Below are 24,116 nucleotides of genomic sequence, written 5' to 3' on the forward strand. Positions count from 1 at the left end.
TCACAATACCTTGGTTTCGAGGCCCTCTTTGATCTTCGTTCGCAACTCTGCTTCTGTCTTCTCTGCCTTTGTACTCTTTCTTGTCACAACCGTCGGAGTGCAGGCGCAGCGACTGCCTGCCGGGGTACATCCGGAGCACTATGGACTGACGGATACGCCGGATTTGAAGGCGGCGACCTTCAGTGGGGAAGAGACCATCGATGTTGTGCTGGATGCTCCCAGCAAGCGGATCACGCTGAATGCGGCGGAGCTTAAGTTTGTCGAGGTGAAGGCCTATGTTCTGCCGGTAGCCGCGTACTCGTACGGCAAGCTGGGATCGCAGCCGAGGCCGCTGAACCCGGTTGAGGCGGATCGGCATCCGCAGACCGCGACGGTGACGCTGGACGGGGAGATGGAGCAGGCTACGTTTAGCTTTGCCGAGGAGCTGCCCGCGGGGAGGGTGACGCTGGCGATTCTGTATACGGGGGTGCTCAACGATAAGCTGCGGGGGTTCTATCTTTCGAAGACCAGGGCGCGGAACTATGCGGTGACGCAGTTTGAGCCTACCGATGCGCGGCGCGCGTTTCCCAGCTTTGACGAGCCGGCGCTGAAGGCTACGTATGACATTGCGGTGGTCGTCGATAGCGGCGATACGGCGATCTCGAACTCGAACATGATCTCGGATAAGGCGGGACCGGTAGCGGGCAAGCATACGATTCGGTTTGCGACGACGCCGAAGATGTCGACCTACCTGGTTGCGTTTCTGGTGGGGGACTTCAAATGCACGGAGGGCAAGTCGGATGGGGTGCCGATTCGCGTCTGCTCGACCCCGGACAAGGTGGAGCTGACGTGGTTTGCGCTGGAGTCGGCGAAGTACGTTCTGCATTATTACGACACGTACTTTGGGATTAAATATCCGATGCCAAAGCTGGATATGGTCGCGCTGCCGGACTTTGAAGCGGGCGCGATGGAGAACTTCGGCTGCATTACGTATCGCGAGACCGACCTGCTGGTGAATGAGAAGACCGGCGATATTCCCGAAAAGAAGCGGGTGGCTACGGTGGTTGCGCATGAGATGGCACACCAGTGGTTCGGCGATATGGTGACGATGCAGTGGTGGGACAATCTGTGGCTGAATGAGGGGTTTGCGACGTGGATGGAGACCAAGCCGGCGGCCGTGTGGCATCCGGAGTGGAACTTCGACCAAGACGACGCGCAGGGGCTGAACGAGACGCTGAATCTTGATGCTCAGCGGACTACGCGGACGATACGTGCGACGGCCACTACGTCGGATGAGATCAACGAGATGTTTGACGGGATTGCGTATGGCAAGGCCGGGGCAGTGATTGGAATGGTGGAGAACTATCTGGGGAAGGAGACCTTTCGGCAGGGGGTGCATAACTACCTGCAGGCGCATCTGTATGCGAATGCGACCGCGGAGGATTTCTGGAGTGCGCAGACGGCGAACTCCCACCTGCCGGTGGATAAGATCATGTCGAGCTTTGTGACGCAGCCTGGGGTGCCGCTGCTGACGTTCTCTGAAAGGCAGGCAGGGAGCGTTCCGGTCAGGCAGAGCAGGTTTTTCCTGTCGGCTGAGGAGGCAAACCGCCCGGTCGCTGGGCGGGTGCAGGAGTGGACTGTGCCGGTCTGCCTGAAGACGACGAACGGCCAGCCGATCTGCCGGGTGCTGACGCCTGGGGACTCGAGCCTGCCGCTGCCGATGGATGCCGGGATGCCGTTCTTTTATGCCAATGCCGGGGCGAAGGGGTACTACCGGACGGCCTATACTCCGACGCAGCTCAGCGCGATTACGGCCAGGGCGGAGAGTTCGATGACGCCGCCAGAGCGGATCGGGCTGCTGGGCGATCGCTGGGCGCTGGTGCAGTCGGGACAGGCGGATGTGGGGGATTTTCTAAATCTGATTATGACCTTTAAGGAAGATTCCGGTGCGGCTGTGCTCGATACGGCGCATCAGCAGATCCAGAAGATCGATTCGAAGATAGCCAGTGACGAGGATCGCGCTGCGCTGGCCGCAGTGCTGCAACGGCAGTTTGGGCCGGTGTATTCGGCGCTGGGGAGCCCGGAGAAGAAGGAGTCGTTTGACCGGCGGCAGCTTCGCGGGACGCTGTTCGAGCTGCTGGGCGAGGCGCACGATACCGCGGTTCTGGCTGAGGCGCAGCTGCTGACGGCCCGGGTCTTTGCGGTGGGCAAGGAAAAGGATAGGACGCTTGATTCAGCGCTGGCGGACGCGGCCGTGCAGGTGAGCGCGGCCAATGGCGATGCAGCGCTCTACGACAAGGTGCTCGCAGTGAGCAGGAACTTCAGCGATCCGGGAGAGCAGACCGACGCGCTGCAGCTGCTGGCACGGTTTCGCGATCCTGCGCTGGTAAGGCGCACGCTCGATCTGATCGCCTCGGGAGAGGTTCGAAATCAGGATAGCTGGGCGATGCTGGTGGAGCTGCTGCGCGAGCGCGCAACCCGCGATCAGGCCTGGGAGTACATGCGGCAGAACTGGGAGAGGCTGAGTGCTCAGTTCACGGTGTCATCCGGGGCTGAGGTGGTCGGGGCTACCGGGGCCTTCTGCACGGTCGAACAGAGGGACCAGGTAAGCAGCTTCTTCGCGACGCATAAGGTTGCGGCAGCGGAACGGACCCTGGCAAAGGCTGTTGATAGTATCAACGACTGCATTAAATTGCAGACAGTCCAAGAGCCGAAGCTGCATGCATGGCTTCAGCTTCAGGCCAGGTGACGAATACGGGTCCATACAACTTAAGTCCTAGCAGGTTGGGGAGATAGCAGCTTTGGTTCTGCAGGGCGGGGAGAGAGGAGGCAAGTCCTTAGGGGCGTCCGTTTTGCGGCGGCGGGGCGGTGAACCGGTGGTGCCCTGGGCGGGATTTTATGGACAACTGGTAAAAATAATCAGGGTACCCAAAAGTGTTATGAAGTGGAAGTCATTCTGCGTTGACTTTCAACTTTCGTAACGGTACCTTCCCAATTGAGGACACCAATGAAGAAAACCTGTTTCTTACTCGCCGGCATCGCCCTCCTCTCTTCCGTCGCCCTCCCGCTGCACGCTCAAGACGGTTGCGTGAACTCTCCGGAGAATCCGACAGCCATTCTCGCTGTTGTAGGCTCCGCAGGTGCATTTTTCGTTTCGGTACGCGCTCGCATCAAGGCTCGTCGCAACTCTTCCAAGTAAGCCGCCCCTGGGACTTGCCACCTGATACTCCCCTGGTGCGCTGGCCTGGATCAAAGACCGCATGTCAACTTTACCTGCTACCGCTGAAGTCAGCCCACTCCGATCGGCTGGGGCGGAGGGGCTAAGCCTGCCCCGGGCCGCAGGATTCGCGGCGATTGTCGCGGTGCTCGGTCTATCGACCATCTTTTCGACCGTGAGCGCTCTTTGGAATCTTTGGACTACGGATGCTCTCAAGTCGATTGGGATGTTCATTCCGCTGGTCAGCTTTGTGCTGGTTCTAAGGGCATGGCGCTCAATTGGATGGGAGATGGAGGGCAGCTGGTGGGGCCTGGTCGTTCTGGTGGTCACGGCGGTGGTCGTGCATATCCGGGACCAGGCGGTTCTGGTGTTCGTGTTCTCGCCGAAGTGGTCGATTTACATTCCACCTCACTCGCTTGTGGCCTTCGCGTATGGCGCGGGGGTGGTCCTGCTGTTTGGCGGGAGACGGCTTTTCCGGGCTTCGCTGTTTCCGCTTATCCTGCTGTGGTTTGTCAATCCGATTCCTCACATCTTTAATGTATTTGTCGATTTGCCGTTGCAGCGCGCCTCGGCCCATGTCGCTCGCGCTTTTGCGATTGCTTTGGGCCAGCCACTGAGCCCGGACCAGCTTCGACTGATGTTCACCCCGGAGTTCGGCATGTTCATCGCTCCCGGATGCAATGGAATTCGTGGCGCGGTCACTATGGGATTCATTGCGCTGATCGCGGGCTACGTGTATCGCTTTCGCTGGTATGCGCATGCTGCGGTGGTGGCCGGTGCGGTCCTGCTGGGCTACGTCTTCAACTTTGCCCGGCTGTGCATTCTGGTTCTGTATTACATCGTGGCGCTGCACATCCCTACTCTGCGGAGCAAGGCTGAGATGGGGGATTATGTGATTGGGGCATGCCTCTTTCTTCTGGGCACCTTTCTTCTTTTCCACGTTGTCCGCCGTCTGAGCGAGTCGCCGGGCCAGATCAAGCCTCCTTCTCTGAATTCGTCTTCTTCGGTTGGCGCAGTCGCGGGACGATCTTTCTATCTCCGTTTTGCCGGAATGCTTGCGCTGGTGCTGATCAGTTGCTATGGGGTGGCGCGCGGCTATGTGAGCACGCACAGCGGTAGCGCCGCTGCTCAGAGAAAGGCCGATCAGAACGCGCCTGGGCAGTTCCCCGAGCGGATCGGTGGCTACACCCTGGCGCGTACCTGGAACGAGAATCTCTTCACCGGTCCGCTGATCTATCATTGGGCCGAGTACGCTCCGGCAGATGGTGGAGCGCATGTGTCGATCGGGATTTCGCCGGTGATGGGGTCGCACGATACGCTGATCTGCCACTCGGCGCGTGGGGAGGATCCGATCTGGCGGGACCAGCTCTCGATGCCCACGGCGAACGGACCGATTGGTTTTTCGGGCTCCTTCTTCAACGACGGCGCGACGCAATATCTTGAGGCAACGACCATCTGCAATAGCGGTTCGTGCGGGGAGTATTCGAGCGACCGTACCCACTTCGGCTTCGTCTACAGCAAGCCGACCTCTCAGTCGCTGTTATCGCAGGAGGCCCAGCGCCCCATCCCGATCCTGCTGAAGGTCGAGACGATCGACACAACGATGCCGGTGGAGATGGCGCGACGGCAGCTAACGACAGATCTTCGCTCCTTCCTTGGCTCGGTGGATCTGGACGGACTCACGAAGCCTTACCGGCAGTAAACTGCATTCAGCTTTTGATACTTTGGGCCATCCAGTGAGATTACTTTTGCGCAACTTTCAGGGACTTTTCAGCGCGGCGATGGTCGGGATTCTGGCTTGCTCGCTTGCGGGATGCGGGGGCGGCTCGACTCCGACTCAGCCGCCACCACCCCCGCCTCCTCCACCACCACCGCCCACTAATCCTGGCGTGAGTTTTTCAGGAAAAGCGATGGCGGGTTCTCTGCCGATTGTCGGAGCGGCCGTCCAGCTTTATGCGGCTGGAACTGGCGGAAATGGCTCGGCCTCGACGTCTTTGCTTGCGAGCGCACCAACCACCGATGCGAGCGGGTCATTTTCCGTGGCTGCCGGGTATTCCTGTCCCGCTGCCGCCTCGGAGATCTACGTCGTGGCTCGCGGTGGACAGGTCGGAGGCGCTCCCAACAACTCTGCGATTACCCTTGCGAGCGCGCTCGGCGGATGCAATCAGATTACGGCGGGAGCTCAGTTTGTGGTTAACGAGGTGACGACGGCGGTTACTGCCTGGGGGCTCGCCCAGTTCTTTGGCACCGAGGGCAATCTTGGGGCGAGTTCGACCAATGCCCAGGGATTGGCCAATGCTGTGGCCACGGTGGCGAATCTCGTGAACCTCACAAAGGGGTCCGCGCCGGGGACGGCTTTTCCCTCTACCGGAGACTCTACGGTGGCGGTAAAGAAGATCAATATGGTTGCTGACCTTCTCAATAACTGCACGGCCACGGCGTCAGGGTGCGGCGCGCTCTTCTCCGCGACTACGCCGAATGGCGGGACGGCTCCAACCAATACGCTAGATGCGGTTCTGAATATTGTGCGCAATCCAGGGAGTAATGTTGCCACACTGTTTGCGCAGCTTCCGGTCAGCGGCGCGCCGTTTTCACCGGTACTCTCTGCGGTGCCGGCGGACTGGACTCTGTACATCAGCTACCATGGCGGGGGTATCGGCGATGGGGTGCCACTCGATAGTAAGTCGCCGTCCGGTCTGGGCGTGGACGCTGCCGGCAATCTTTGGGTTTCGACCTACTCGGGCGTTGCGTCTGAGTTTTCGACGACGGGCACTCCACTCTTTTCGGCTGGCATTACGGGCGGCGGACTTATCGCCTCGGATGCGCTTGCCGTGGATCCGCAGGGAAATATCTGGATTCCGGATGGAGGGAGTTCCGGGGTCAATGGCGGTTTTGGCAGCGTGACCGAGCTTAGTTCGAGCGGCCAGGTGCTCTCGGGCGCAACGGGATACAGTGCCGGTGGGATTAGTTATCCGACGGCGATCGCGATCGATCCGAATGGGACGGTGTGGATTCCGGACTATGGAAACTCTCGGGTCACTCTGCTTTCAAGCGCCGGTCAACCGCTCTCGGGCACAAACGGATATCAGTCGCTGCAGTTCAGTTTTCCGCTTGCGGTCGCTATCGATTCCAATCATTACGGGTGGGTGGCTAACTTTGGCAACGATACCGTTAGCAAGGTCTCCGCTGATGGGAGCCACATTACCAGCTTCCCGAGTGTCGGCGGCCCGGACGGTATTGCGGTTGATCAACGCGGCCACGTATGGGTCGCGAATCAGATAGGTAACAGCATCACTGAGCTTGCGAACGATGGAACTCTGGTCTCGAGCGGCTATAGCGATAACAAGGCTAGCATCCTCGCTCCGCAAGGGATCGCAATCGATGGGTCGGGTCATGTGTGGGTCGCAAACCTGCATAGTCACACCATAACGGAGCTGGCGGGTTCGGCTGCCGCTTCACCCGGCGCGATTTTGTCTCCGACCGCAGGTTATGCGTCGGATGCCGGGTTCATTGAGGCCTATGCGATTGTGGTTGATGCCAGTGGCAATCTGTGGGTGACGGACTTCAACAACGGTACGCTCACGGAGATCGTTGGGCTGGCGACGCCTGTGAAGACTCCTGTGCTGGGGCCACCACAGACGCCTTAGCGTAGTGCCTGGGCCCGCAAAAATTGAGGCTACCGCCATGAACTATGCAAGCGGTAGGCTCTTCTTTTTGCGGTTGATTTGTAGCTACGGTTTGATCGTAAGCATGACTACGCCGTGGCTGGGCACGTCGGCGGAGTAGCTTCCGCTCTGTTTACCGAGATTGCTTGCGGTCCAGAGATTCCTTACCGAGGCAGACAGGGAGTCGGGATAGCCGATGTCGGTCCATGCTACGGATATCTTCGCGGCTGAGGGGCTGCGGTTGAGCAGTGCGACGGCGCGGCCTCCATCCTGCAGTTGCTTCGACCAGATCTCGAGGTCACCTGTCTTCTTGACTCTGCGTGCCTGGTGTCCGAGTGGGTCCTGATCGATCGCGATGACTTCTTTATTCAGCAGGATCTCTTTGGTGTCGGGCGTCATGCTGGAGATGTCGTTGCCCGCCAGCAGGGGCGCGGAGAACATCGCCCACATGCTGAAGTGGGCGCGATACTCCTCCTTGGTCATGCCGCCATTGCCTACCTCTAGCATGTCAGGATCATTCCAGTGGCCGGGCCCGGCGTAGGTCTCCAATCCGCTCATCTGGTCGATGATCTGAGTCACGCCGTTGCCGCCCCAGTCTTTCTTGCAGTCCCAACAGTCTTGAATGTCGCCGGTTGCGCGCCACAGGTTTCCGATCGATCCTGCCCACAGCCACGGCTTGGTCGATCCCCACTCGCAGATGCTGAAGACGATCGGCCGTCCGGAGTCGGCGAGCGCGTTGCGCATCAGAGTGTAGGAGGACTCGCTGTTCTGTCCGGGGAGGGTGTTGCACCAGTCTTCTTTGAGATAGTCGACGCCCCAGTTCGCATACTGATTTGCGTCCTGGTACTCGTGACCGATGCTGCCGGGACGCTTGGCGCAGGTCATGGTGCCGACGTCGGTGTAGATGCCGAACTTCAGGCCCTTCGAGTGAACGTAGTCGGCCAGCGCCTTGATGCCGGAGGGGAAGCGCTCGGCGTCGGCGACGATATTGCCTGAGGCGTCGCGGCCGGTCTGCCAGCAGTCGTCGAGGATGACGAACTGATAGCCCGCGTCCTTCATGCCGCTGCTCACCATGGTGTCCGCGGTCTCGCGCACGACCTTCTCGTTAAGCCCCTTGCAGCCGAACTTGTTCCAGCTGTTCCAGCCCATGGGCGGCGTCTTCGCGAGGCCGTTGTCCAGAGCTCGCCCAAAGGTCGATACCATGACGACCGTCAGCATTACCAAACAGATTTTTACAAAGAATCGACTTCTCCCCATTGCAGATGCACTCCTCTTCGAAGCCGGCGCGATACCTTCTGCGAGCTTCACGAAATTCTAACCTTTGCTTGGACTCCATCGCCTGGCTCGGGTTGATAAGACGCGGATTAGCTGGGGGATAGCCGTTTCTCGTAGCAGAGAAAACGCAGTCCCGGCCTGAACTCGAGACTGATCTCTCCGGCGAGCAGGTAGCCCAGCTTCGGAAAGAGCCGCTGTGTCGCTTCGTTGTTGGTGTTGGTGTCGACGCGGAGGGCGGTGATGCCGCGTTCGGTCGCAACGTCTTCAGCTTTCTGCATGAGCGCACCGGCCGCTCCCTGTCCGCGGAATGCGGGATCGACCGCCAGACGGTGCACTACGATTGCAGGTTCATCAATATCCCATCCAACCTGGGAGTAGTCAGGCTCTTGATCCATGGTGATTGCAGCGACGCCGGCGATGCTGCCGTTCACTTCGGCGATCCAGAGTTGGTTCAGGTCGATGTCACGTTGAAAGACTGCGTCATTTGGGTACGTTTCGTCCCACTGGAGATTGCCTGTCGCGCGCATCAGCGGAACGACGCGACGGACGAGGCTCATCAGTGCTGGAAGATCATGTTGTGTTGCCAGCCGGATCTGCATCGTCTTCTCAGCGTAACAGGAGCGGCGATGCGGGTTTTCTGCTGCGGTAGAACGCTGGGTAACCGAAGCTACATGATGCGAAAACGTTCGCGCATGAGTCGTTGGAAGCGAGGACGCCAGATGAGGTCGTAGGCTAACTCTTTTCCGGGGAACATAGCTAAAGCAGCCCTTCTGCTGTCTGCGATCATCTGGGCTGCCTCGTCCACCGTCAGCGACCCGTCCTGCGCGATGACCTGCATCACCATGTTCATCATCATCTGCATTCTGCGGATCAGTTTCTGTTCTTCTGCCCGCTCTTCCGCGCTGATCACGACAGCTTCAGCATTTGGCCCATTCAACTCCATCGAAACCTCCCGATCAAGTCAGCTACTTATGGATTAGACGCATCGACAAGCTCCCGGATCTTTCCATCCCGTCCCAGCAGGAATGTGGTCAAGCCAAACTCATCCGTTCGATACAGCTTAGTGCGAGCGTCCGCAATTCGTTCGATCACTTCGTAGCGGGGGTGACCAAATGTATTCCCCTTGCCGACCGACACAACCGCATCTTTTGGGGCGGCCGCATTGAAGAACTCCTGGGTGGTCGAGGTGCGGCTGCCGTGGTGACCGATCTTAAGGAGGGTGACGGGTGCGACTCTTCCATGCGAGAGCATCTCGCGCTCGCTGGGGGCTTCGGCATCGCCTTCCAGCAACACGGACGCGTCACCGTATTGCATCCGCATCACGAGCGAATCGTTGTTGATGGGCTCTCGCGGGTTGACGTAACCGGCCTCGGGGGCAAGCATCGTTATTTGGGTTCCTCCCCAGGCAAGCTGGGTTCCGGCGTAAAAATGACGTACGGTGACTCCAAGATCTCTTGTCTCGTCCAGCAGCGAACGGTAGGCATCGGAGTTGGGATCGATGCTGACCCATAGTTCGCGGGGTCGAAAGTTGCGAAGGACCGCGGGCATTCCGCCCATGTGGTCGCTGTGGGCATGGCTCAGGGCCAGCACGTCGAGCCGACGAAATCTGCGTGACCAGAGATACGGCGAGACGACCTCTTCGCCCACGTCGAAGCGGCTTGTGGCTTCTGCAGCTTCGGTGACTGCGCCGACGGGACCGCCGGCATCGATCAGCATCGTTGCTCCGTCAGGACTGACGATGAAGATGGAGTCGCCCTGTCCAACGTCGATCGCTGTCACCTCCATCATGCCGGGCGAGACGATTGAGCGTTCCGGCCACAGCACGATCAAGGCGACCAGCGGCAGTGCGACGATCGCAGCCCAGGCCCAGCTGCGCGATCGTCGCACGGCCCAGCAGGAGAAGGCCCATGCAATGATTGCGAGGGCAGCGACCCACCACTCCGGAGCGGGGACGCGCAGATCGGCTGCATGAACTGCGCTGACATGGCCTATCACTCCCCTGACTCCGTGGAGCAACAGAGCCGTCAGAGCGCCCGGGAGCAATGCTAACCAGGGACTGACCAGGGAGGCACAAAATGTAACGACTGCTGTCGGAGCGAGGATGGCGACAAGCGGTACGCTCAACATGTTGGTTGGGACGGCGAACATGGTTGCGCGGTGAAAGTAGACTGCCATCGGGAGGACCATCACCATCTCGGCCACTACGCCTATCAACGACAACTCCAACGCCCAGAGACTGCAACGAATCAATGCGGGCAACAACTCGCTGGACCATTGGCCGAGCACCTTGGCAATGGCCACGCTCATCATCCGCAGCATCAGCCGAAACTGCGCCACTTGAGGGGGCAAGCTGGTGTCGATCCACTTGTCCCATAGGTTCTCCGCGGCGTTCGCATACGGCAGAAAGCTGCGCTCTCCCAATGGAATTGCGATGCCGCCGATCGCGACGATTGCGAGAAACGTCATCTGGAAGCTGGCTTCGAACAATGCGCTAGGAGACAGCACGAGTACAGCCAGTGCAGCTGCGCCCAAAGCGTTGAGTACGTTCCGATCCCGACTCAAAAGACGTGCCATGAGAAAGACCGTCGTCATGAAGAGCGCTCGTTGCACAGGAGCGCCAAAGCCGGTAAGCAGCGCGTAGCCGAAGGTCAAGGCGATGGTAAGCGACGTTGCGAGCCAATCGTGCATTTTGAGCCGGCGAGCCAGCCAGAAGACAAGGCCAGCGAGCAGGCCAACGTGCATTCCCGAGACCACAAAGAGATGGAATGACCCTGTGCGCTCGAAGCCTACACGCTGCGTTTTGTTCAGGCCGGCGCGGTCGCCAAACAGCATTGCGTTGAGCATTCCGGCGTCGTCCGCGCTGAGCCGCAGGATCTTTGGAAGTCCTCGATTCGCCTTCGAGCGCACATAGCCAAGCACGCGACCCGAAGCCCAGCTTTGTGCTGCGAAGATTTTGCACTGCCACTGAGCTGCACGATCGGACTTCGCCGCAAGCTTCGATGTGGCTTCGTCGAGTACGGAGACCTTCGAGGTACGGACGCTGGCATGAGTGCCGATTCCCTGTGCAAGCAGGTAGTCGGAGTATTGCCACGCGCCAGGATCGCGGTAGTATTCGGCTACCTTCATTCGCATGGGAGCCTGCACCAGGTCACCACACTTCAGGGTTGGAAGAGGCTGACTGGCAGATAGGGCGAGATCTGTCGCAGAGGCGCTTTTTCCGAGCTTGTCGGGAACGATATTCATGCGCACGCCACCTTTCACAGGCGCCATCCACGCTACGTCCGGGGTTACCTCCTCCACTGCATCGACTTGAATATCGACTGAGAGTGTGCCTACAGCTGCTGCCTCCTCCTCAGCCTCTTTCTCCGGCCACCAACCTGCTTCCTTATCCTGATCGGAGTTCTCCTGGAGAGGAGCTAACTCGCGAACCCGGACGACGCGCCCTCTCACTTGCCGGCTCAGCCCATCTGCGTACGTTTTCAGAGCGTGTTGAGTAGATGGAGCGGGCTGCACCTCTGCGCAGAAGAGGCCAAGCGCTATCCAAACGGTGGCTAGAGGGACGATTGCGATCCGGAAAGACCATCGCAGGCTAGCCAGCGTCAGGCCGCATAAGAGTGAGATGGCAAGGAGGACGATGACAGTTGGTGCGTGATTCCGCGCCATTGCTTCGCCGAGAGCAAACCAGCAGACCGCCGTCAGGAGAGGAGCGCGACGGAACTCGAGCTCAGAAACGCGTGCGACTGCCTTCGGCCAGAGATCGGGGTTCGGCTCGTTGGTGTTTCCGGTCTTCGATGCTCTGCATGCGGACCGCACTTACCAACCATTTCACCACAACGTGACCAAGTTTATCTGCGCAAAACCACGATCGTCTCAAGGTGAAACGTATGAGGAAACAGGTCCACCAGGTGCAGCTCTTTGAGCTTGTAGCCCCTATCTACCAGCATCTTCAGGTCTCGAGCCAGCGTCACGGGATCGCAGGAGACGTAGACGATCTCGGGGGCCGAAACACGCGCGAGGAGTACGCAAACCTCTGCTCCGACACCGGCCCGCGGAGGGTCAACGACGATCAACTGAGGGCGTTCCCGTTGCACCACTGCCTGACGGAGGAATTCAACGGTGGTGGCTTCGACGGCACGCTTTCCCCCTCCTTTGAAGGAGCTGATCAGATCGGTGGCGGCGGCTTCGACTGCTACGACCTGCTGAAACGTCTTCGCCAGCGCTCGAGAAAATAATCCCACCCCTGCGTATAGATCCCATGCCAGTTGTCCCTGGCGATTTGTTGCGACGATCCGGACAAGTTCCTCGATGAGAAAGCGGTTGACCTGGAAGAAGGCGCCGCGGCTCACCCAATAGTCTTCGGTTCCTGCCTGATAACTCAGGCCTTGTGCTCCCCAACTCTCCAAAGGACGCGGCTTCTGTATCTGTCGCTGTGGCCCTGCGGGCTTGAGGAGAGAGGTGCCAGCTCCCGTGAGCTCTGGCACGAGTTGTTTCATGCGTTCGCACAATGGGGCGAGGCCAGGTTGATCTTTCCGGAGGAAGATAGTCATCTGAAGTTTTTTTTCGTCGGCTGTTGTAAAAAACTCCGCTTCGATAGCGTTGCCTAGCCAGCGCCCTAGGGCAGTCTTCTCTGTGGCCACTTGCAAAAGGCTTTGGGACGCGCGCCACAACAACGGCGCGGTGATGGGGCACTCGTGAATCGCGAGAAACTCATTGGTGCCACGCCGGTTGTAGCCAGCTCTCAGGATGGAGTCGACCTCTTCGAGCCGCAGACGCACACGATTTCTATAAGCCCAGGGAGCTGCGGTATGACTCTGAATCTCGGGCAGCGCGCTCAACCCAGCACGTTCGAGCGTCTCCTGCAGGATAGATGCTTTCATCTTCACCTGCGCGGGATATTGGGCGTGCTGATAGTGGCATCCGCCGCACTCTCCAAAGTGTGGACACGCTGGCTGGACGCGGTCTTCTGAATTCTTCAGCACCTGCAGCAGAGAGGCTTCTTGAAAGTTTTTTTTGTGTTGCTGGATCTGGACTTCGGCCAACTCGCCCGGTAAAACGAAGGGTACAAAGACAGACTCGCCATCGGCCTGATGAGCAAGGCCGGCTCCCCCATAGATCGTTTTTTCAATTTGTAACTTCATCCGTGGCTCATATAAAAGAGGCTGAGGCGAGGCAGTTTGCGTGCTTCCAACAATCGCTTCTGGAGAAACTGTTGCTGCACCTGTTTGATCTGGACAGCCTGCATCTTGCCGCGATAAGGAGCTAGTTCGCGAGCTGCCTGTTCGCGTAAGGCGACCAACTCCTCTTCAGGCGCGGCCGTCATCAAAGCGGCAAACATCTTCTCTTCGAGCACGCTGAGGGTTCGGTCCAACTCTTCAAGTGAGTGCACGGGTTCAACGCGCAGGCCGGCGGCCAAGGCTCGCAGCCTCACTGCGACTTCGGCGACCATCGCTTCTGCCGGTGGAGTCAGCTTTGCCGACTCGATGGCCGTAGCGTTCGAATCGAGATACCGTCCGACACGTTCGGTCTCGAAGCCGCTCTCTGCTGCCTGGGTCGAAGCGGTGGGAGCAGCACCGATAGAGGCTTCCATCGCCTGCTCCACCGCCTCCATCACGCTCTGCGCGCACCACGCCAGGCCGTTTACCTTGCGCGTTCTTGTCGTGGCGCGAAGAGCCTTTGCATCGTGCTTGTCGAAGGCATTGTCGATTCCACGTAACACCGCCTCCAAAGGCACGCCGGCCTCCCGCCATGTCTCGATCAGCGCCCAGTCCAGGGTAGAGAGCATCAGGAGCGAGCCGCGGCGCTGCTGAAAGCGTTCCTCGATCTCCGTGAAGTAGTTGAAGTAGTTCTGCATCGGCTCTCTACAGCTTAAGCCAGCGCGGACGAGCGTGCCTAAACGTGCTTCGTGGTTAGGTCCCGCGCTTTTTGTGCCGATCGAGATTGCGCTCATAGATGAGGCGCAGTCCGGTCAGGGTCAGCAATTCATCCACGGCCCCGATGTACTTCGATCCGCCGGCAATGAGCTTCGCGAGGCCGCCGGTGGCGACGGTTTTTGTCTCCGGTCCCATCTCGGCGATCATGCGTTCGAGGATGCCGTCGACGAGCCCGATGTAGCCGTAGTAGAGACCGATCTGGATGTTGTCGACGGTTCCAGTTCCGATGACCTTCGCGGGTTTTTTGATGTCGATTCGCGGCAGCCGGGCCGCACGCGAGAACAGGGCATCGGCCGAGATACCTAGTCCTGGGGCGATCGCGCCACCTAGAAACTCCCCTTTCTTTGAGAGCACGTCAAAGGTTGTTGCGGTTCCCATATCCACTACGATGCAGGGCCCTCCGAAGCGCTCGAAGGCTGCGATGCAGTTGACGATTCTGTCGGCGCCGAGTTCAGCGGGGTTATCGGTCAAGACGGGAATGCCGGTCTTCACGCCAGGTTCGACGAAGACAGGCCTCACATGAAAGTACAACTCGCAGACCTGACGCAGGGTTGAGTCCAATGGGGGTACTACCGATGAGATTGCGATGCCGTCGACGACTCCAATCTCCAGGCCCTTCAGGCTGAACAGATTGCGCAGGAGAATGCCGAACTCATCGCTGGTCAGTTTCGACGAGGGTGTTGTGATGCGCCAGTTTGCCACCAACTCCGGCCCCGTCGCCTGCGTTTCGTTGGCCAGCCGGTAGAGCCCGATGACCGTGTTGGTGTTGCCTACATCCATTGCCAGTAGCATTGTTCGAGTCTCCCACCCTATTCTGTCTAGAACGGACGAACTCCGCCGGAGAGTACGGTATGCAGCTCTCCATCGTCTCCTGCTATACGCAAAAAGCCGCGGGGATCGAGCCCCGTTGTCACGCCAGTATATCCGCCGTCCTCGTCGACTCGAACGCGTTTACCTCGTACCCAGCTTGAGGCGACCTCGAATCTCTCTAGCAGCTTGGGGCGAGTGGAGGCTCCGCGTAGCTCGTCTTCGAAAAGGTGGATCTCTCGATCGAGAGCGCGCAGGAGTTCGATCAGTATGTGTTCGCGTAGATACGGGCTTCGGCTTTCGCGACGCAGCGAGGTGGCGAAGGGTTCAATTTCGGCAGGGAAGTCGGCGTGGTTTACGTTGATGCCGATCCCGATGACGGCGTACCGAAGCATCGTCGGGGTGTCCGACCGTGAGGGGATCGACGAGGTTTCGACCAGGATGCCGCCGCATTTTTTTTCAAGAAGAAGAAGATCGTTGGGCCAACGGATATCGGGTCTAAGGCCGGTTACGGCGGCGATGGCTGCTTGCGCGGCAAGGCCAGTTGCGAGGGATAGCCAGAGTGCGTCGACTAAGGGTATTTGCGGGCGCAGGAGGACGCTAAGGTAGAGCCCGTCGCCGGGTATGGAGTGCCAGACGTGGCCGCCACGGCCTCGCCCGGCGGTTTGCTCATCGGCGACCCATACGCTGCCATGCGATGCGCCTGCCTGTGCGGCTTCTAACGCCAGCAGGTTGGTGGACCCAACGGTTGGGAGGTGTTGCAAATGGGCTGCGAAGGCTGTGCTGGCGAGCGCAGCTACGACAGTGGGTAGATCGAACGAATCAGCCACTCTGTCCTCAGTAGATGTCGGCTGTGATGCGCATGCTCAGGTCGACTGCGGCGGCTGAGTGTGTGAGTGCGCCGACGGAGACGAAGTCCACACCGGCCAAGGCGTAGGCTCGCACCGTCTTCAGGTTCATGTTGCCGGAGGCTTCAACTGGGACGTTGGGCAGGGTGGCGCGGATCTGCTTGACCGCTTTCTTTACCTGCGAGGGAGTCATGTTGTCGAGCAGGATGGACTCTGCTCCGCCAGCGATGGCTTGATCAAGTTCTGCCTGGCTGCGAGCTTCGACCTGTACAACCTGGCCTGTCTTGCGGCCTTCGAGGGCGCGCTCGAGCACTGTCGGAAGGCCTCCGCCGAGCGAGATATGATTGTTCTTGATGAGGATTCCGTCCTGTAGGTCGAGGCGATGATTGACGCCGCCGCCGCAGCAGACGGCGTACTTATCGAGAACGCGCAGGCCGGGTATGGTCTTGCGGGTGTCGAGGACTTTTGTCTTGGTGCCGGCGACTGATCTTACGAACTCGTTGGTCAGCGTGGCGATGCCGCTCATGCGCTGCATGAGGTTGAGGATGACACGTTCGCAGGAGAGGATGGCTGCGGCGTTATGACGAATAACGGCGAGGGTTTGGCCCTTCTTCACGCTTACGCCGTCGAAGATCTCGGGGTGGCTGATGACTTCGAATCGGCCGACGGAGGCTGGGGACATCTTTGCGAAGATATCGAGAAATACGGGGATGCAGCCTAGTCCGGAGACGACGCAGGCCTGCTTGGCGATGATGGTGCCGGAGGCACGGAGATTGGGCGGGATGGTGAGAGCGGTGGTGACGTCGTTGGCGACTTTGTCTTCAGCCAGGGCAGCTTCAAGGATGGTGCGAATCCGTTTGCTCTTCCAGTCCATTCTCTAATCCTAAACCTCTTGATTTTGCAGGAAAGATTTTGAGCGTGGTGGCGGGGAGTTTTTTGCTGTTTTTGGGCTGTTTTCGCGGGGGGGTTTGGGAAAAGTGGGTGTTTTGGCGTGGTATTTCGCTGGTGAGATCGTGGTGGATGGATGGTGAAACGTGGTGTTTTGGACGCGTGTTTTGGGGAGGCAGAAAGTACGCCAACTTTTAGAGATTTTTCTGTGGAAAATCTTTGGTTGGGAGAGGAGGAGGATTTTGTGCGCGCTAATGCCCTGCGCGGGCGGCGTCCACTTCGTGGAGTGTATACCGCCTACGCCGCAGGCCTCCCGATGGTCGGCTGATATTTCATCGCGACCAACGGGAGCGCCAACCGAAGGGGTATGCACGTCACGAAGTGACCGCACCGCGCGTAGCGGGCTGCCTGCAAGGCCATTCTCCCTCACCTAGGCCGTGGCGTAGAGGCGGCAGTGCTCGAGGTAGGCGGTTTCGTGGCTGGCGATGAGTTCGACGATGCTGGTCCACATCCAGCCTGGGGCGTTGAGGGTCTTTGAGCGGTTTTTGGTTAGCTCGGCGGCCCAGCGTTTGCGGGTGGGTGTGTCCATCTGGCGGGCGTGGGCTTTGCCGACGATGCAGGCGAGATAGCTTGCAGCGTTGACGGCTTCTTCGCGGGTGAGACGGTCGATCTCTAACTTGAGGTCCTGGGGCATGAGTTCGCGCAGGACGACGGGGCGGGCGAGGAACTTTGCCGCCAGCATTCGTTCGCCGAGATAGGGGGAGAGGTTGGAGGCTCCGGTGACGACTCGCCGGGCGAAGTCTTTGGGCATGTCGGCGTTCTTCGCTGCGGGTGCGGCGGCTCGAACGGCTTCTTTGATGTCGACGAGGCAGTATTCCTTATCTTTCTTTGGGCCTACGCCGAGCAGGGCGGCGTAGCGAAGGCGGCCGAGGGAGCTGCAGCCCTTCATCCAATAGGCGGCGTCGAGCACGCGGATCTTCGCGTCGTTTTCGCGATGTTTGAGCGAGGTGACGAGCTTTCGCACGTCTTCGTTCTTGAAGAGCTTTTTGATCTCTTCCTTCTCCTCGTCGGAGAGTGTCCAGAAGCGGTCGCCAAGGGGGATGGTGGGTTTGACGTCCTCAATGCGTTCCTGTGCCAAATGGCGCCACTCGCGATTTACCGCCTGATGAAGCACGGTTTCGACGGGGCGCAGGTTTTCTGGGTCCTTCTTGATCTTCTTCACGCGTTGTGGGATCAGGGCGCTGCGGTATCCCTGGACCATCTGCTCCATCATGAGGGCGGTGGTGACGCCGGGAAGGTCGGAGCCGCGGGCGGCGGTGGCAAGCGAGAGGCCGAGGCGGATGAGATCGTGTGCGGGGTTGCCGATGACGGTCTGGTCGAGGTCACGGATCTCGATCTCGACTTTGCCTTCGGAGTTGGCGACGGGGCCGAGGTTGCCTACGTGGCAGTCGCCGCAGATCCAGACGGGAGGGCCCTGGGGGAGCTTGCGGGCGGAGTCGGCTTTGAGCCACTCGTAGAATTGGAGTGTGTTTCCACGGACATAGGCGTGGGCGGAGCGCGCCATCTTCAGGCGGCGGCGTTCTTCGAGTATGGCTTGGCGATCGGCAGGTTTGATCTCAACTACTTTTTTCCGCATCTACCAGTATTAGCAGAAAATTCACATTAGTTGTGCGTCTCGGGGCCGACATATGCGCTGGCTGGAAGTTTTCTATAGTGGGTCAGTTTGATGGGAACGGCTCAACTTGCTGGAAGAGCCGACTTTTCGGCAACTGCTGATTAGCGATAACGCGTTAGGCTGAATTAATAAACGAAACGGCGTTTCTCAGGACTGATCCCTTTAACTATCGTGGCTCATCTGTCGCGGCAGGGGAAAAGCCTTCACGTAGACGGCTACGCGAAACGAGGACCGTTGCTGCTACGACGACGGTGACCGCTAACCCAACCCCGAATTCTGTGGTGATGTACTTTGCCCAACCGACAGGAGCCGTCAGCGGATCAAATAGGCTCTGAATAAACGTGTTGTGGGTGGCGTGTAGAAGAACACAGGGCCAGAGGCTGCCCGAGCGCAGTCTAAGGTAGCCCATGAGGTAGGCGTTCGCGGTCACCATGATCGTGAAGCAGGCGAGGAAGAAGATGGGCTTTGTGTCCGGCCTGAAGTCGGTCCAGAGGAGTTCCGGAAAGTGCCACACGGCCCAGATCAACCCTGAGATCAGGCAGGCGCCGTGGAAGCCGAACCGCTGCTGCAGCCGGGGAAACAGGAACCCGCGCCATCCGAGTTCCTCGCCGAGCGACCACACCGCTTCGAAGACAACGCCGACGGTAAACAACAGCGGCAGCGCCACGCCAAACGTCCCGAAGGCGGGCCAGCGGGCCAATCCATAGGGCTCTACCATCGAGGCTTCGAAGCTCTTGAGGGTGAAGGAGCCGCGAACGACCAGCCAGGTGAGCAGGTACACCGGCGTGGCGTAGAGCAGCGGCAGAAAATACGCGAGCCTGAGAAAGCGTCGTGCCGGCCAACTCCAGCCCAGGGTTCCGAGAGGGATGCGGAGCAGCAGGCAGGTGCACAGTGCAGCGGCGCCAGGACACCACACAATGAACTGCGCGAGTGTCGACGTTAAGCGATGGCTGTGAACGTCGAGGGCGTAGGTGCATCCGCTAAGGACACCAAGAAAAAACAGGAAGATCGATAACGGTCGCTCTTGCGGGACTCTCATAAACGCTCTCCTCGTAGATACGCTCACAAGTCAAGGCCGTTGTCGGAATTCTAGCTTACGACCTCTACGTCGCTATTTCGTGAAGTCAGGCCTCATAAGTCGGCTTCTCGGAAGTGACGACGTTATTCCCGCAAAACGCGGTTTTCGACAGCTTCTCGTGCCGGACTCGAATCGGACTCACCGCCGGTTTCCCCACCATTTTCGTCCCCGCGATAACTAGCGCGCCAGCGGAAGATTCGGAGCGAGATGGCGAAGGGATTACGAGCCACGCTAAGAGGATGGCTAGTGGGACGATGAGTTGTGGGAGGTTGATGCCTGGAGCATGTTGCCTCGCATGGCGTCGATTGCGGCGGTTAGCGCGTATGAGGGGTTCTCCGCTGAGGGGGTGGGCGTCCCTTCTCGTACTGCCAAGCCAGCCACCGTCTGGGGTGATGGGAGGACAGTTGAACAAGACCTCAGTAATATGAAGGGTGGATTCCATCTCAATCAACGGTAGATGTCCTTTGGTAGCACCTCATGAAAACCACTACTCATGATTCGTATCGCTCCCACAGAAGAAAGACATTGGCGAGACCCTCGGTCACGGTCCTGAGGTAACCGGCTATGGCTACGAATCTGTCCACCTGGACCGCGCGCATCTGGCAGGACCTTCAACCCACGCCCGGCCGCTGGAACAGTGCCCTGCGTATCGTCCTCGCTTCGGTCATTGTGCTGCTTCTTGTGATGACGCTGCGCATGCCCTTCGCCGGGCTTGGCATATTCCTGGTCTTTCTCATCGGCCGTGATTCTCCGGCCGTCTCCTTTCGCTCCGCTATCCTCACACTGCTCGCTGCGACGGTGGCAATTGCCGCGGTGCTCGCTGTGGTTATCGTCACTGACAACGATCCGATGGCGCGTGTGCTTGGTATCGTTGTCGCGTGTTTTCTGACCGGGATGTTCCTCATGTCGAGTACCGCCCCTGGGTTGGCTGTGATCTTCGGCCTCGTCTTCGCCATACTCACGTTACCCTGGGAGACCCATACCCCTGCTGGCCCGCTGGTCAAGGAGATGCTCTACCTGCTCGGCGCTACCTCGCTGTCTGTAGGCTCTGTCGTCCTGGTCGAATACGCCTTTGGCCGCCGCAATGCAGCCGCGGAACTTCAGAAGGAGCGCATCACGCGCTACCAGGCGCTCGAAACGATGTTCTCGCTTTACGGCCAGGGAGCGGATGCCGCGCAACTCTCCCCGGCTGTCATGCAGGTCTCACGTCTCGCCGTTGCGGGCCAGTACGCCATGCAGCGGCTGTATAACATCATCGTTGAGCGCAACCTCGACCCCGGCGTGCTCCCCATCGGTGTGAGCGTACGGATCACGATGCAGGCGCAGCTTCTGGATGTTTCGGCTGGCTTCGGTTTGCAGTACCCCACTCTGTCCGACCCCGCCCTTCGCCGCCGTTGCGCTCACATCGCGAACCTCTGCCACAATCTTGCACTCGACACTGTTCCACCGGACCTGCGGCAGCCGTTGGCGGAGGAACACGCTGTGGGGCGAGAGCCTACGCTGCTCGATCGCGTCGAACTCGTGCTGCACGACATCATCTCCATGCCAATGAAGGGCGACCTGGCCGCCAGCAAGAAGCTTATCGCCCTGCCTTCGCGCAAGGTTCCCTTCCTGATTCCGGGAGCTCTTTGGCAGCCTCAGACTATCGCCTTTGCTCTCAAGATCAGCCTCTGCGCCACGCTCTGCTACATCATCTCTCTGGCCGTCGGGTGGCCAGGCATCTCCACGTCCATCATCACCGTGTTCATCACCGGGCTCGGCACCAGCGGGGCCATCAAGCAGCGCCTTATCTTCCGCCTTGCCGGCTCCGTAATCGGGGGCCTCATCTTCGCCCTTGGCGCGACCGTCTTTCTCTTCCCCCTCATGGACTCGATCACTTCGCTGGTCCTCCTCGTCACAGTAGTTACCTTCTTCTCCGCCTGGTTGGTCGGCGGACGCCAATTCAACTTCGTTGGGGTGCAGACCGCCTTCTCTTTTGACCTGGTGGTCTTCGCGGGCTTCTCCGCTCCTACCCAGCTTGCCCCTCCGCGCGACCGCCTCGTCGGCATTCTGCTGGCGCTGGTGATCATGGCGTTTGTCTTCGACCTGATCTGGCCGGTCCGTAACGTGACGGCGATGCGAAGCTCCCTTGCTACCATCCTTCGCGGCGTCGGCGTGCTCCTCCGCGGGTCCACGGCTGCACGTACCACCGCCGAATTCCTCGGGCCGGCTGACAGCTTCCGCGATCTGGTCGGCAAGACCGTCGCGAGCATCCGCACGATGAATGACACCATCGAGTACGAGTTCGGCATCGACCGTATCCAACACCAACACGCAGGCGACATCATTCTCCGCGCCTCGCTGACCGCCGTCGCTTTCTTTTGGAACGGGTACGCCGTCCTGCACAGGGAGCAGGATCGCGACTTCCTCGCCGAGCCTGGGCTGATAAAAATGCGCTCCATCCTCGCCAATGGTATGGACGCGATGGCTCAGTCGGTGGTTCGTAAGACGTACTTAGCGAGGATCGAGCCCGCGGCTCTGATCGACGGCTCCCTTCTCACACATCCGCGCTACGGCGAGTACGTCCAGAACGCGATCGCGCGTTTCGAAGAACTTCAGAAGTTCGTCACCCAACTCCGAACCGAGCCCTGACTATCGAGCACCGACGTTGTACTTCTCTGTGAGGAAAATGGCCGGCCCTGGTAGATGATTTAGAAGCTTCTCGGGGTTCGGGTATCTCCGCCGACCTTTCGCGGAATCCACGGCATCCGAACTAGCGCCAGCGGAAGATGCGGAGGGAGATGGCGAAGGGGATTACGAGCCACGCCAGGAGGATGGCTACGGGGGCGAGGAGTTGTTGCAGGGTCATGCCCTGGAGCATGTTTCCTCGCATGGCGTCGATTGCCGCGGTGAGGGGCAGGGCTCTGATCAGGGGCTGGACGACTGCGGGAAAACGTGTGGAGGAGAAGAAGACTCCGGAGAAGATCCACATGGGAAACATGACGAAGTTCATGAGACCGGAGACGGCTTCGATGGTTTTGGCGCGGGAGGCGGTGAGCAGACCCAGGGCGGAGAAGGCCAGTGATGTGAGGATACAGAGGAGGGCCAGTTGCGCGATCGATCCACGAAAGGGCACACCGAAGACGAGGCGGGCGAAGCCGAGAAAGGCTGCGACTTCGATGACGAGCATGACCAGCCGCGAGAGGAGAAACGATGCGAGGTACTGCCAGCGAGGCATGGGCGAGGCGACGAGGCGTTTGAGGAGTTTCTTTTGTCTGGCGTCTACGATGGCGAATCCCATGCCCCACATGGCGGACCCCATGAGGTTCATTCCCAGCAGGCCCGGCACGACGAAGTCGATGTAGCGGGAGCCGGTCTCGTGCACCAGCTCCTCTTTGGTGGGGAGGGTGTCGTGTCTCCCGGCGGCGGTTTGGATCGCGCGATCGGCGAGTAGCTTCGCGGTGCGCGCATCCGGGTTGGTGGAGTCGTACTGGTAGACGGTCGTGTCCGGCCTCTGGACTGCGAGGAGCAGAATGCGTCCCGTGGCTAAGGCTTGCGTGCCTGTGGCCTCGTCAATGGTGGTGGAGGTGAGGCCCTTGTCGGCGTTGAGCGCCTGGGTGAGTTGCAGCGTGGTGGCGCCTACCTGAAGGACCTCCGGCGGGCGGTTGCGGAAGGCGATGCCGAGGCCGGCGGCGAGCAGGATGGGAAAGATGAAGATCCAGAAGATGGCTTCGGGCTCGCGCAGGAAGAGGAGGAAGCGCATCATCGTGAGTTGATAGAGGCTGTTCAGCTCGAGCTTATTCATCGCGCAGGTTCCTTCCGGTGAGGGCTACGAAGACATCTTCGAGCGTTGCGGAGTGGGTGCGGAACTCGTCCAGGTGAAGCCCCTGCGAGGCGAGCACGGAGAAGATCTTTGGCACGGCGGTGTGGAGCTCGCGGACGGAAAGTTGGTGGGTTCCGGCGGTGAGGCGGTGAGACTCGACTCCTTCGATCGCAGTCAGCAGGGCAGGATCGACTGCGGCTGCTCCGTTGGCTCCTTTGTTGTGGCTGGTGGCGGCGAACTCTACGATGTGCTCTCCGCCGACGGAGGCGATGAGCCGAGGTGGGGTGTCGAGCGCGATGATGCGTCCGTGATCCATGATGGCGACGCGGTCGCAGAGGCGCTCGGCCTCGTCCATGTAGTGGGTGGTGAGGATGATGGTGCGGCCCTCCTGCTTGAGGCGGTCGAGCAGGTCCCAGAGGTTGCGCCGCGCCTGGGGATCGAGGCCGGTGGTTGGCTCGTCGAGGAAGAGAAGTTCGGGATCGCCGACGAGGGCGCAGGCCATGGCGAGGCGCTGCTTCTGGCCGCCGGAGAGGGTGCCTACGCGGGCGCTGCGCTTCTCTTCGAGCTGGGCGGTTTTGATGGAGTCTTCGACGGTGATGCCGCGGCGGAAGAAGCTGCGGAAGAGGCGCAGGGTCTCTTCGACGGTTAGCTTCTCGGAGAGCTGGGTCTCCTGAAGTTGGAGGCCGATGCGCTGGCGAAGTTCTTCGGCATTGGTGCGCCAGTTGAGGCCGAGGAGCTCGACGTCGCCGCTGTCGGGTGTGGTGAGGCCTTCGCAGATCTCGATGGTGGTGGTCTTTCCCGCGCCGTTGGGTCCGAGGAGGCCGAAGCACTCGCCGGGTGTGACCTCGAGATCGAGGCCATTGACGGCTACGACTTCGGCGAACGTTTTGTGGAGTCCGCGCAGCAGGAGGGAGGGTGCTTGTGGCGTGGGCATGGCCATGGAGGTCCTGGA

General features: G+C 59.8%; 19 protein-coding genes. 6 read left to right on the top strand and 13 right to left on the bottom strand.

Translation table 11 applies throughout. The annotated features are described in order from the left end of the window. The first annotated feature begins 28 nt into the window (after positions 1–28). From HDF10_RS06965 to HDF10_RS06980, 4 genes are all read left to right on the top strand, one after another. Positions 29–2,728: a M1 family metallopeptidase gene (locus HDF10_RS06965; protein WP_221271533.1), complete on the top strand. Its 2,700-nt coding sequence runs from the start codon at positions 29–31 to the stop codon at positions 2,726–2,728. A 258-nt stretch (positions 2,729–2,986) separates the two neighbouring features. Beyond that, complete coding sequence (locus HDF10_RS06970) at positions 2,987–3,178, top strand: PExPT-CTERM protein (protein WP_179586392.1); 192 nt, start codon at positions 2,987–2,989, stop codon at positions 3,176–3,178. A 61-nt stretch (positions 3,179–3,239) separates the two neighbouring features. Further along, positions 3,240–4,898, top strand: coding sequence for an exosortase J (gene xrtJ / locus HDF10_RS06975; protein ID WP_183811911.1), 1,659 nt, complete (start codon positions 3,240–3,242; stop codon positions 4,896–4,898). Between the two features lie 46 nt (positions 4,899–4,944). Continuing rightward, positions 4,945–6,843, top strand: a complete 1,899-nt coding sequence (locus HDF10_RS06980; protein ID WP_183811913.1) for an NHL repeat-containing protein — start codon at positions 4,945–4,947, stop codon at positions 6,841–6,843. An 84-nt stretch (positions 6,844–6,927) separates the two neighbouring features. Here HDF10_RS06980 and HDF10_RS06985 read toward each other — a convergent pair whose 3' ends face one another. The 11 genes from HDF10_RS06985 to HDF10_RS07035 all read right to left on the bottom strand — a co-directional run bounded on the left by HDF10_RS06985 (position 6,928) and on the right by HDF10_RS07035 (position 19,323). Continuing rightward, positions 6,928–8,118 carry an alpha-amylase family protein gene (locus tag HDF10_RS06985; protein WP_183811915.1) on the bottom strand — a complete coding sequence of 397 codons (1,191 nt, stop codon included), beginning with the start codon at positions 8,116–8,118 and terminating at the stop codon, positions 6,928–6,930. A gap of 107 nt (positions 8,119–8,225) precedes the next feature. After that, positions 8,226–8,735, bottom strand: a complete 510-nt coding sequence (locus HDF10_RS06990; protein ID WP_183811917.1) for a GNAT family N-acetyltransferase — start codon at positions 8,733–8,735, stop codon at positions 8,226–8,228. A gap of 68 nt (positions 8,736–8,803) precedes the next feature. After that, positions 8,804–9,079, bottom strand: coding sequence for a hypothetical protein (locus tag HDF10_RS06995; protein WP_179636536.1), 276 nt, complete (start codon positions 9,077–9,079; stop codon positions 8,804–8,806). A gap of 26 nt (positions 9,080–9,105) precedes the next feature. Continuing rightward, on the bottom strand, positions 9,106–11,949 hold the full coding sequence (locus HDF10_RS07000) for a ComEC/Rec2 family competence protein (RefSeq protein ID WP_183811920.1): 2,844 nt from the start codon (positions 11,947–11,949) through the stop codon (positions 9,106–9,108). A 32-nt stretch (positions 11,950–11,981) separates the two neighbouring features. Continuing rightward, the gene (gene rlmD, locus HDF10_RS07005; protein ID WP_183811922.1) at positions 11,982–13,274 is read right to left on the bottom strand and encodes a 23S rRNA (uracil(1939)-C(5))-methyltransferase RlmD; all 1,293 of its coding nucleotides are present in this window, start codon (positions 13,272–13,274) and stop codon (positions 11,982–11,984) included. Next, a complete protein-coding gene (locus tag HDF10_RS07010; RefSeq protein ID WP_183811925.1) occupies positions 13,271–13,987 on the bottom strand; it encodes a hypothetical protein in 717 nt (238 codons plus the stop codon). The genes rlmD and HDF10_RS07010 overlap by 4 nt, the downstream gene beginning before the upstream one ends. A 55-nt stretch (positions 13,988–14,042) precedes the next feature. After that, complete coding sequence (locus tag HDF10_RS07015; protein WP_183811927.1) at positions 14,043–14,858, bottom strand: type III pantothenate kinase; 816 nt, start codon at positions 14,856–14,858, stop codon at positions 14,043–14,045. 26 nt (positions 14,859–14,884) lie between these two features. Continuing rightward, the gene (locus HDF10_RS07020; RefSeq protein ID WP_183811929.1) at positions 14,885–15,703 is read right to left on the bottom strand and encodes a biotin--[acetyl-CoA-carboxylase] ligase; all 819 of its coding nucleotides are present in this window, start codon (positions 15,701–15,703) and stop codon (positions 14,885–14,887) included. 7 nt (positions 15,704–15,710) lie between these two features. Next, positions 15,711–16,595, bottom strand: coding sequence for a carboxylating nicotinate-nucleotide diphosphorylase (gene nadC / locus HDF10_RS07025; RefSeq protein ID WP_183811931.1), 885 nt, complete (start codon positions 16,593–16,595; stop codon positions 15,711–15,713). A gap of 444 nt (positions 16,596–17,039) precedes the next feature. Further along, positions 17,040–18,245 (bottom strand): DUF2252 family protein, encoded by a 1,206-nt coding sequence (locus HDF10_RS07030; protein WP_183811933.1) that lies wholly within the window; start codon positions 18,243–18,245, stop codon positions 17,040–17,042. 205 nt (positions 18,246–18,450) lie between these two features. Next, positions 18,451–19,323, bottom strand: a complete 873-nt coding sequence (locus HDF10_RS07035) for a CPBP family intramembrane glutamic endopeptidase (protein ID WP_183811935.1) — start codon at positions 19,321–19,323, stop codon at positions 18,451–18,453. 322 nt (positions 19,324–19,645) lie between these two features. Between HDF10_RS07035 and HDF10_RS07040 the strand changes: the two genes are divergently transcribed. Further along, entirely contained in the window at positions 19,646–19,819 is a 174-nt protein-coding gene (locus tag HDF10_RS07040) for a hypothetical protein (RefSeq protein WP_183811937.1), read from the top strand. A 107-nt stretch (positions 19,820–19,926) separates the two neighbouring features. After that, entirely contained in the window at positions 19,927–21,993 is a 2,067-nt protein-coding gene (locus HDF10_RS07045) for an FUSC family protein (RefSeq protein ID WP_183811939.1), read from the top strand. A 121-nt stretch (positions 21,994–22,114) separates the two neighbouring features. On the opposite strand, the gene HDF10_RS07050 is transcribed toward HDF10_RS07045, so the two are convergent. Both HDF10_RS07050 and HDF10_RS07055 read right to left on the bottom strand, forming a co-directional pair. Next, positions 22,115–23,146 carry an ABC transporter permease gene (locus HDF10_RS07050; RefSeq protein ID WP_183811941.1) on the bottom strand — a complete coding sequence of 344 codons (1,032 nt, stop codon included), beginning with the start codon at positions 23,144–23,146 and terminating at the stop codon, positions 22,115–22,117. Then, positions 23,139–24,098, bottom strand: coding sequence for an ABC transporter ATP-binding protein (locus HDF10_RS07055; protein WP_183811943.1), 960 nt, complete (start codon positions 24,096–24,098; stop codon positions 23,139–23,141). Before HDF10_RS07055 ends, HDF10_RS07050 begins: the two co-directional genes overlap by 8 nt. Positions 24,099–24,116 lie beyond the last annotated feature (18 nt).

Source organism: Tunturiibacter empetritectus, assembly GCF_014201375.1.
GTDB classification, from domain to species: domain Bacteria; phylum Acidobacteriota; class Terriglobia; order Terriglobales; family Acidobacteriaceae; genus Edaphobacter; species Edaphobacter lichenicola_D.

Coding starts and splice junctions, on each gene's coding strand:
- rlmD (WP_183811922.1), bottom strand. CDS start 13,274: ATGAAGTTACAAATTGAAAAAACGATCTATGGGGGAGCCGGCCTTGCT.
- HDF10_RS07055 (WP_183811943.1), bottom strand. CDS start 24,098: ATGCCCACGCCACAAGCACCCTCCCTCCTGCTGCGCGGACTCCACAAA.
- HDF10_RS06990 (WP_183811917.1), bottom strand. CDS start 8,735: ATGCAGATCCGGCTGGCAACACAACATGATCTTCCAGCACTGATGAGC.
- HDF10_RS07030 (WP_183811933.1), bottom strand. CDS start 18,245: ATGCGGAAAAAAGTAGTTGAGATCAAACCTGCCGATCGCCAAGCCATA.
- HDF10_RS07035 (WP_183811935.1), bottom strand. CDS start 19,323: ATGAGAGTCCCGCAAGAGCGACCGTTATCGATCTTCCTGTTTTTTCTT.
- HDF10_RS07015 (WP_183811927.1), bottom strand. CDS start 14,858: ATGCTACTGGCAATGGATGTAGGCAACACCAACACGGTCATCGGGCTC.
- HDF10_RS07010 (WP_183811925.1), bottom strand. CDS start 13,987: ATGCAGAACTACTTCAACTACTTCACGGAGATCGAGGAACGCTTTCAG.
- HDF10_RS07040 (WP_183811937.1), top strand. CDS start 19,646: ATGTTGCCTCGCATGGCGTCGATTGCGGCGGTTAGCGCGTATGAGGGG.
- HDF10_RS06995 (WP_179636536.1), bottom strand. CDS start 9,079: ATGGAGTTGAATGGGCCAAATGCTGAAGCTGTCGTGATCAGCGCGGAA.
- nadC (WP_183811931.1), bottom strand. CDS start 16,595: ATGGACTGGAAGAGCAAACGGATTCGCACCATCCTTGAAGCTGCCCTG.
- xrtJ (WP_183811911.1), top strand. CDS start 3,240: ATGTCAACTTTACCTGCTACCGCTGAAGTCAGCCCACTCCGATCGGCT.
- HDF10_RS06970 (WP_179586392.1), top strand. CDS start 2,987: ATGAAGAAAACCTGTTTCTTACTCGCCGGCATCGCCCTCCTCTCTTCC.
- HDF10_RS07045 (WP_183811939.1), top strand. CDS start 19,927: ATGGCTACGAATCTGTCCACCTGGACCGCGCGCATCTGGCAGGACCTT.
- HDF10_RS07050 (WP_183811941.1), bottom strand. CDS start 23,146: ATGAATAAGCTCGAGCTGAACAGCCTCTATCAACTCACGATGATGCGC.
- HDF10_RS06985 (WP_183811915.1), bottom strand. CDS start 8,118: ATGGGGAGAAGTCGATTCTTTGTAAAAATCTGTTTGGTAATGCTGACG.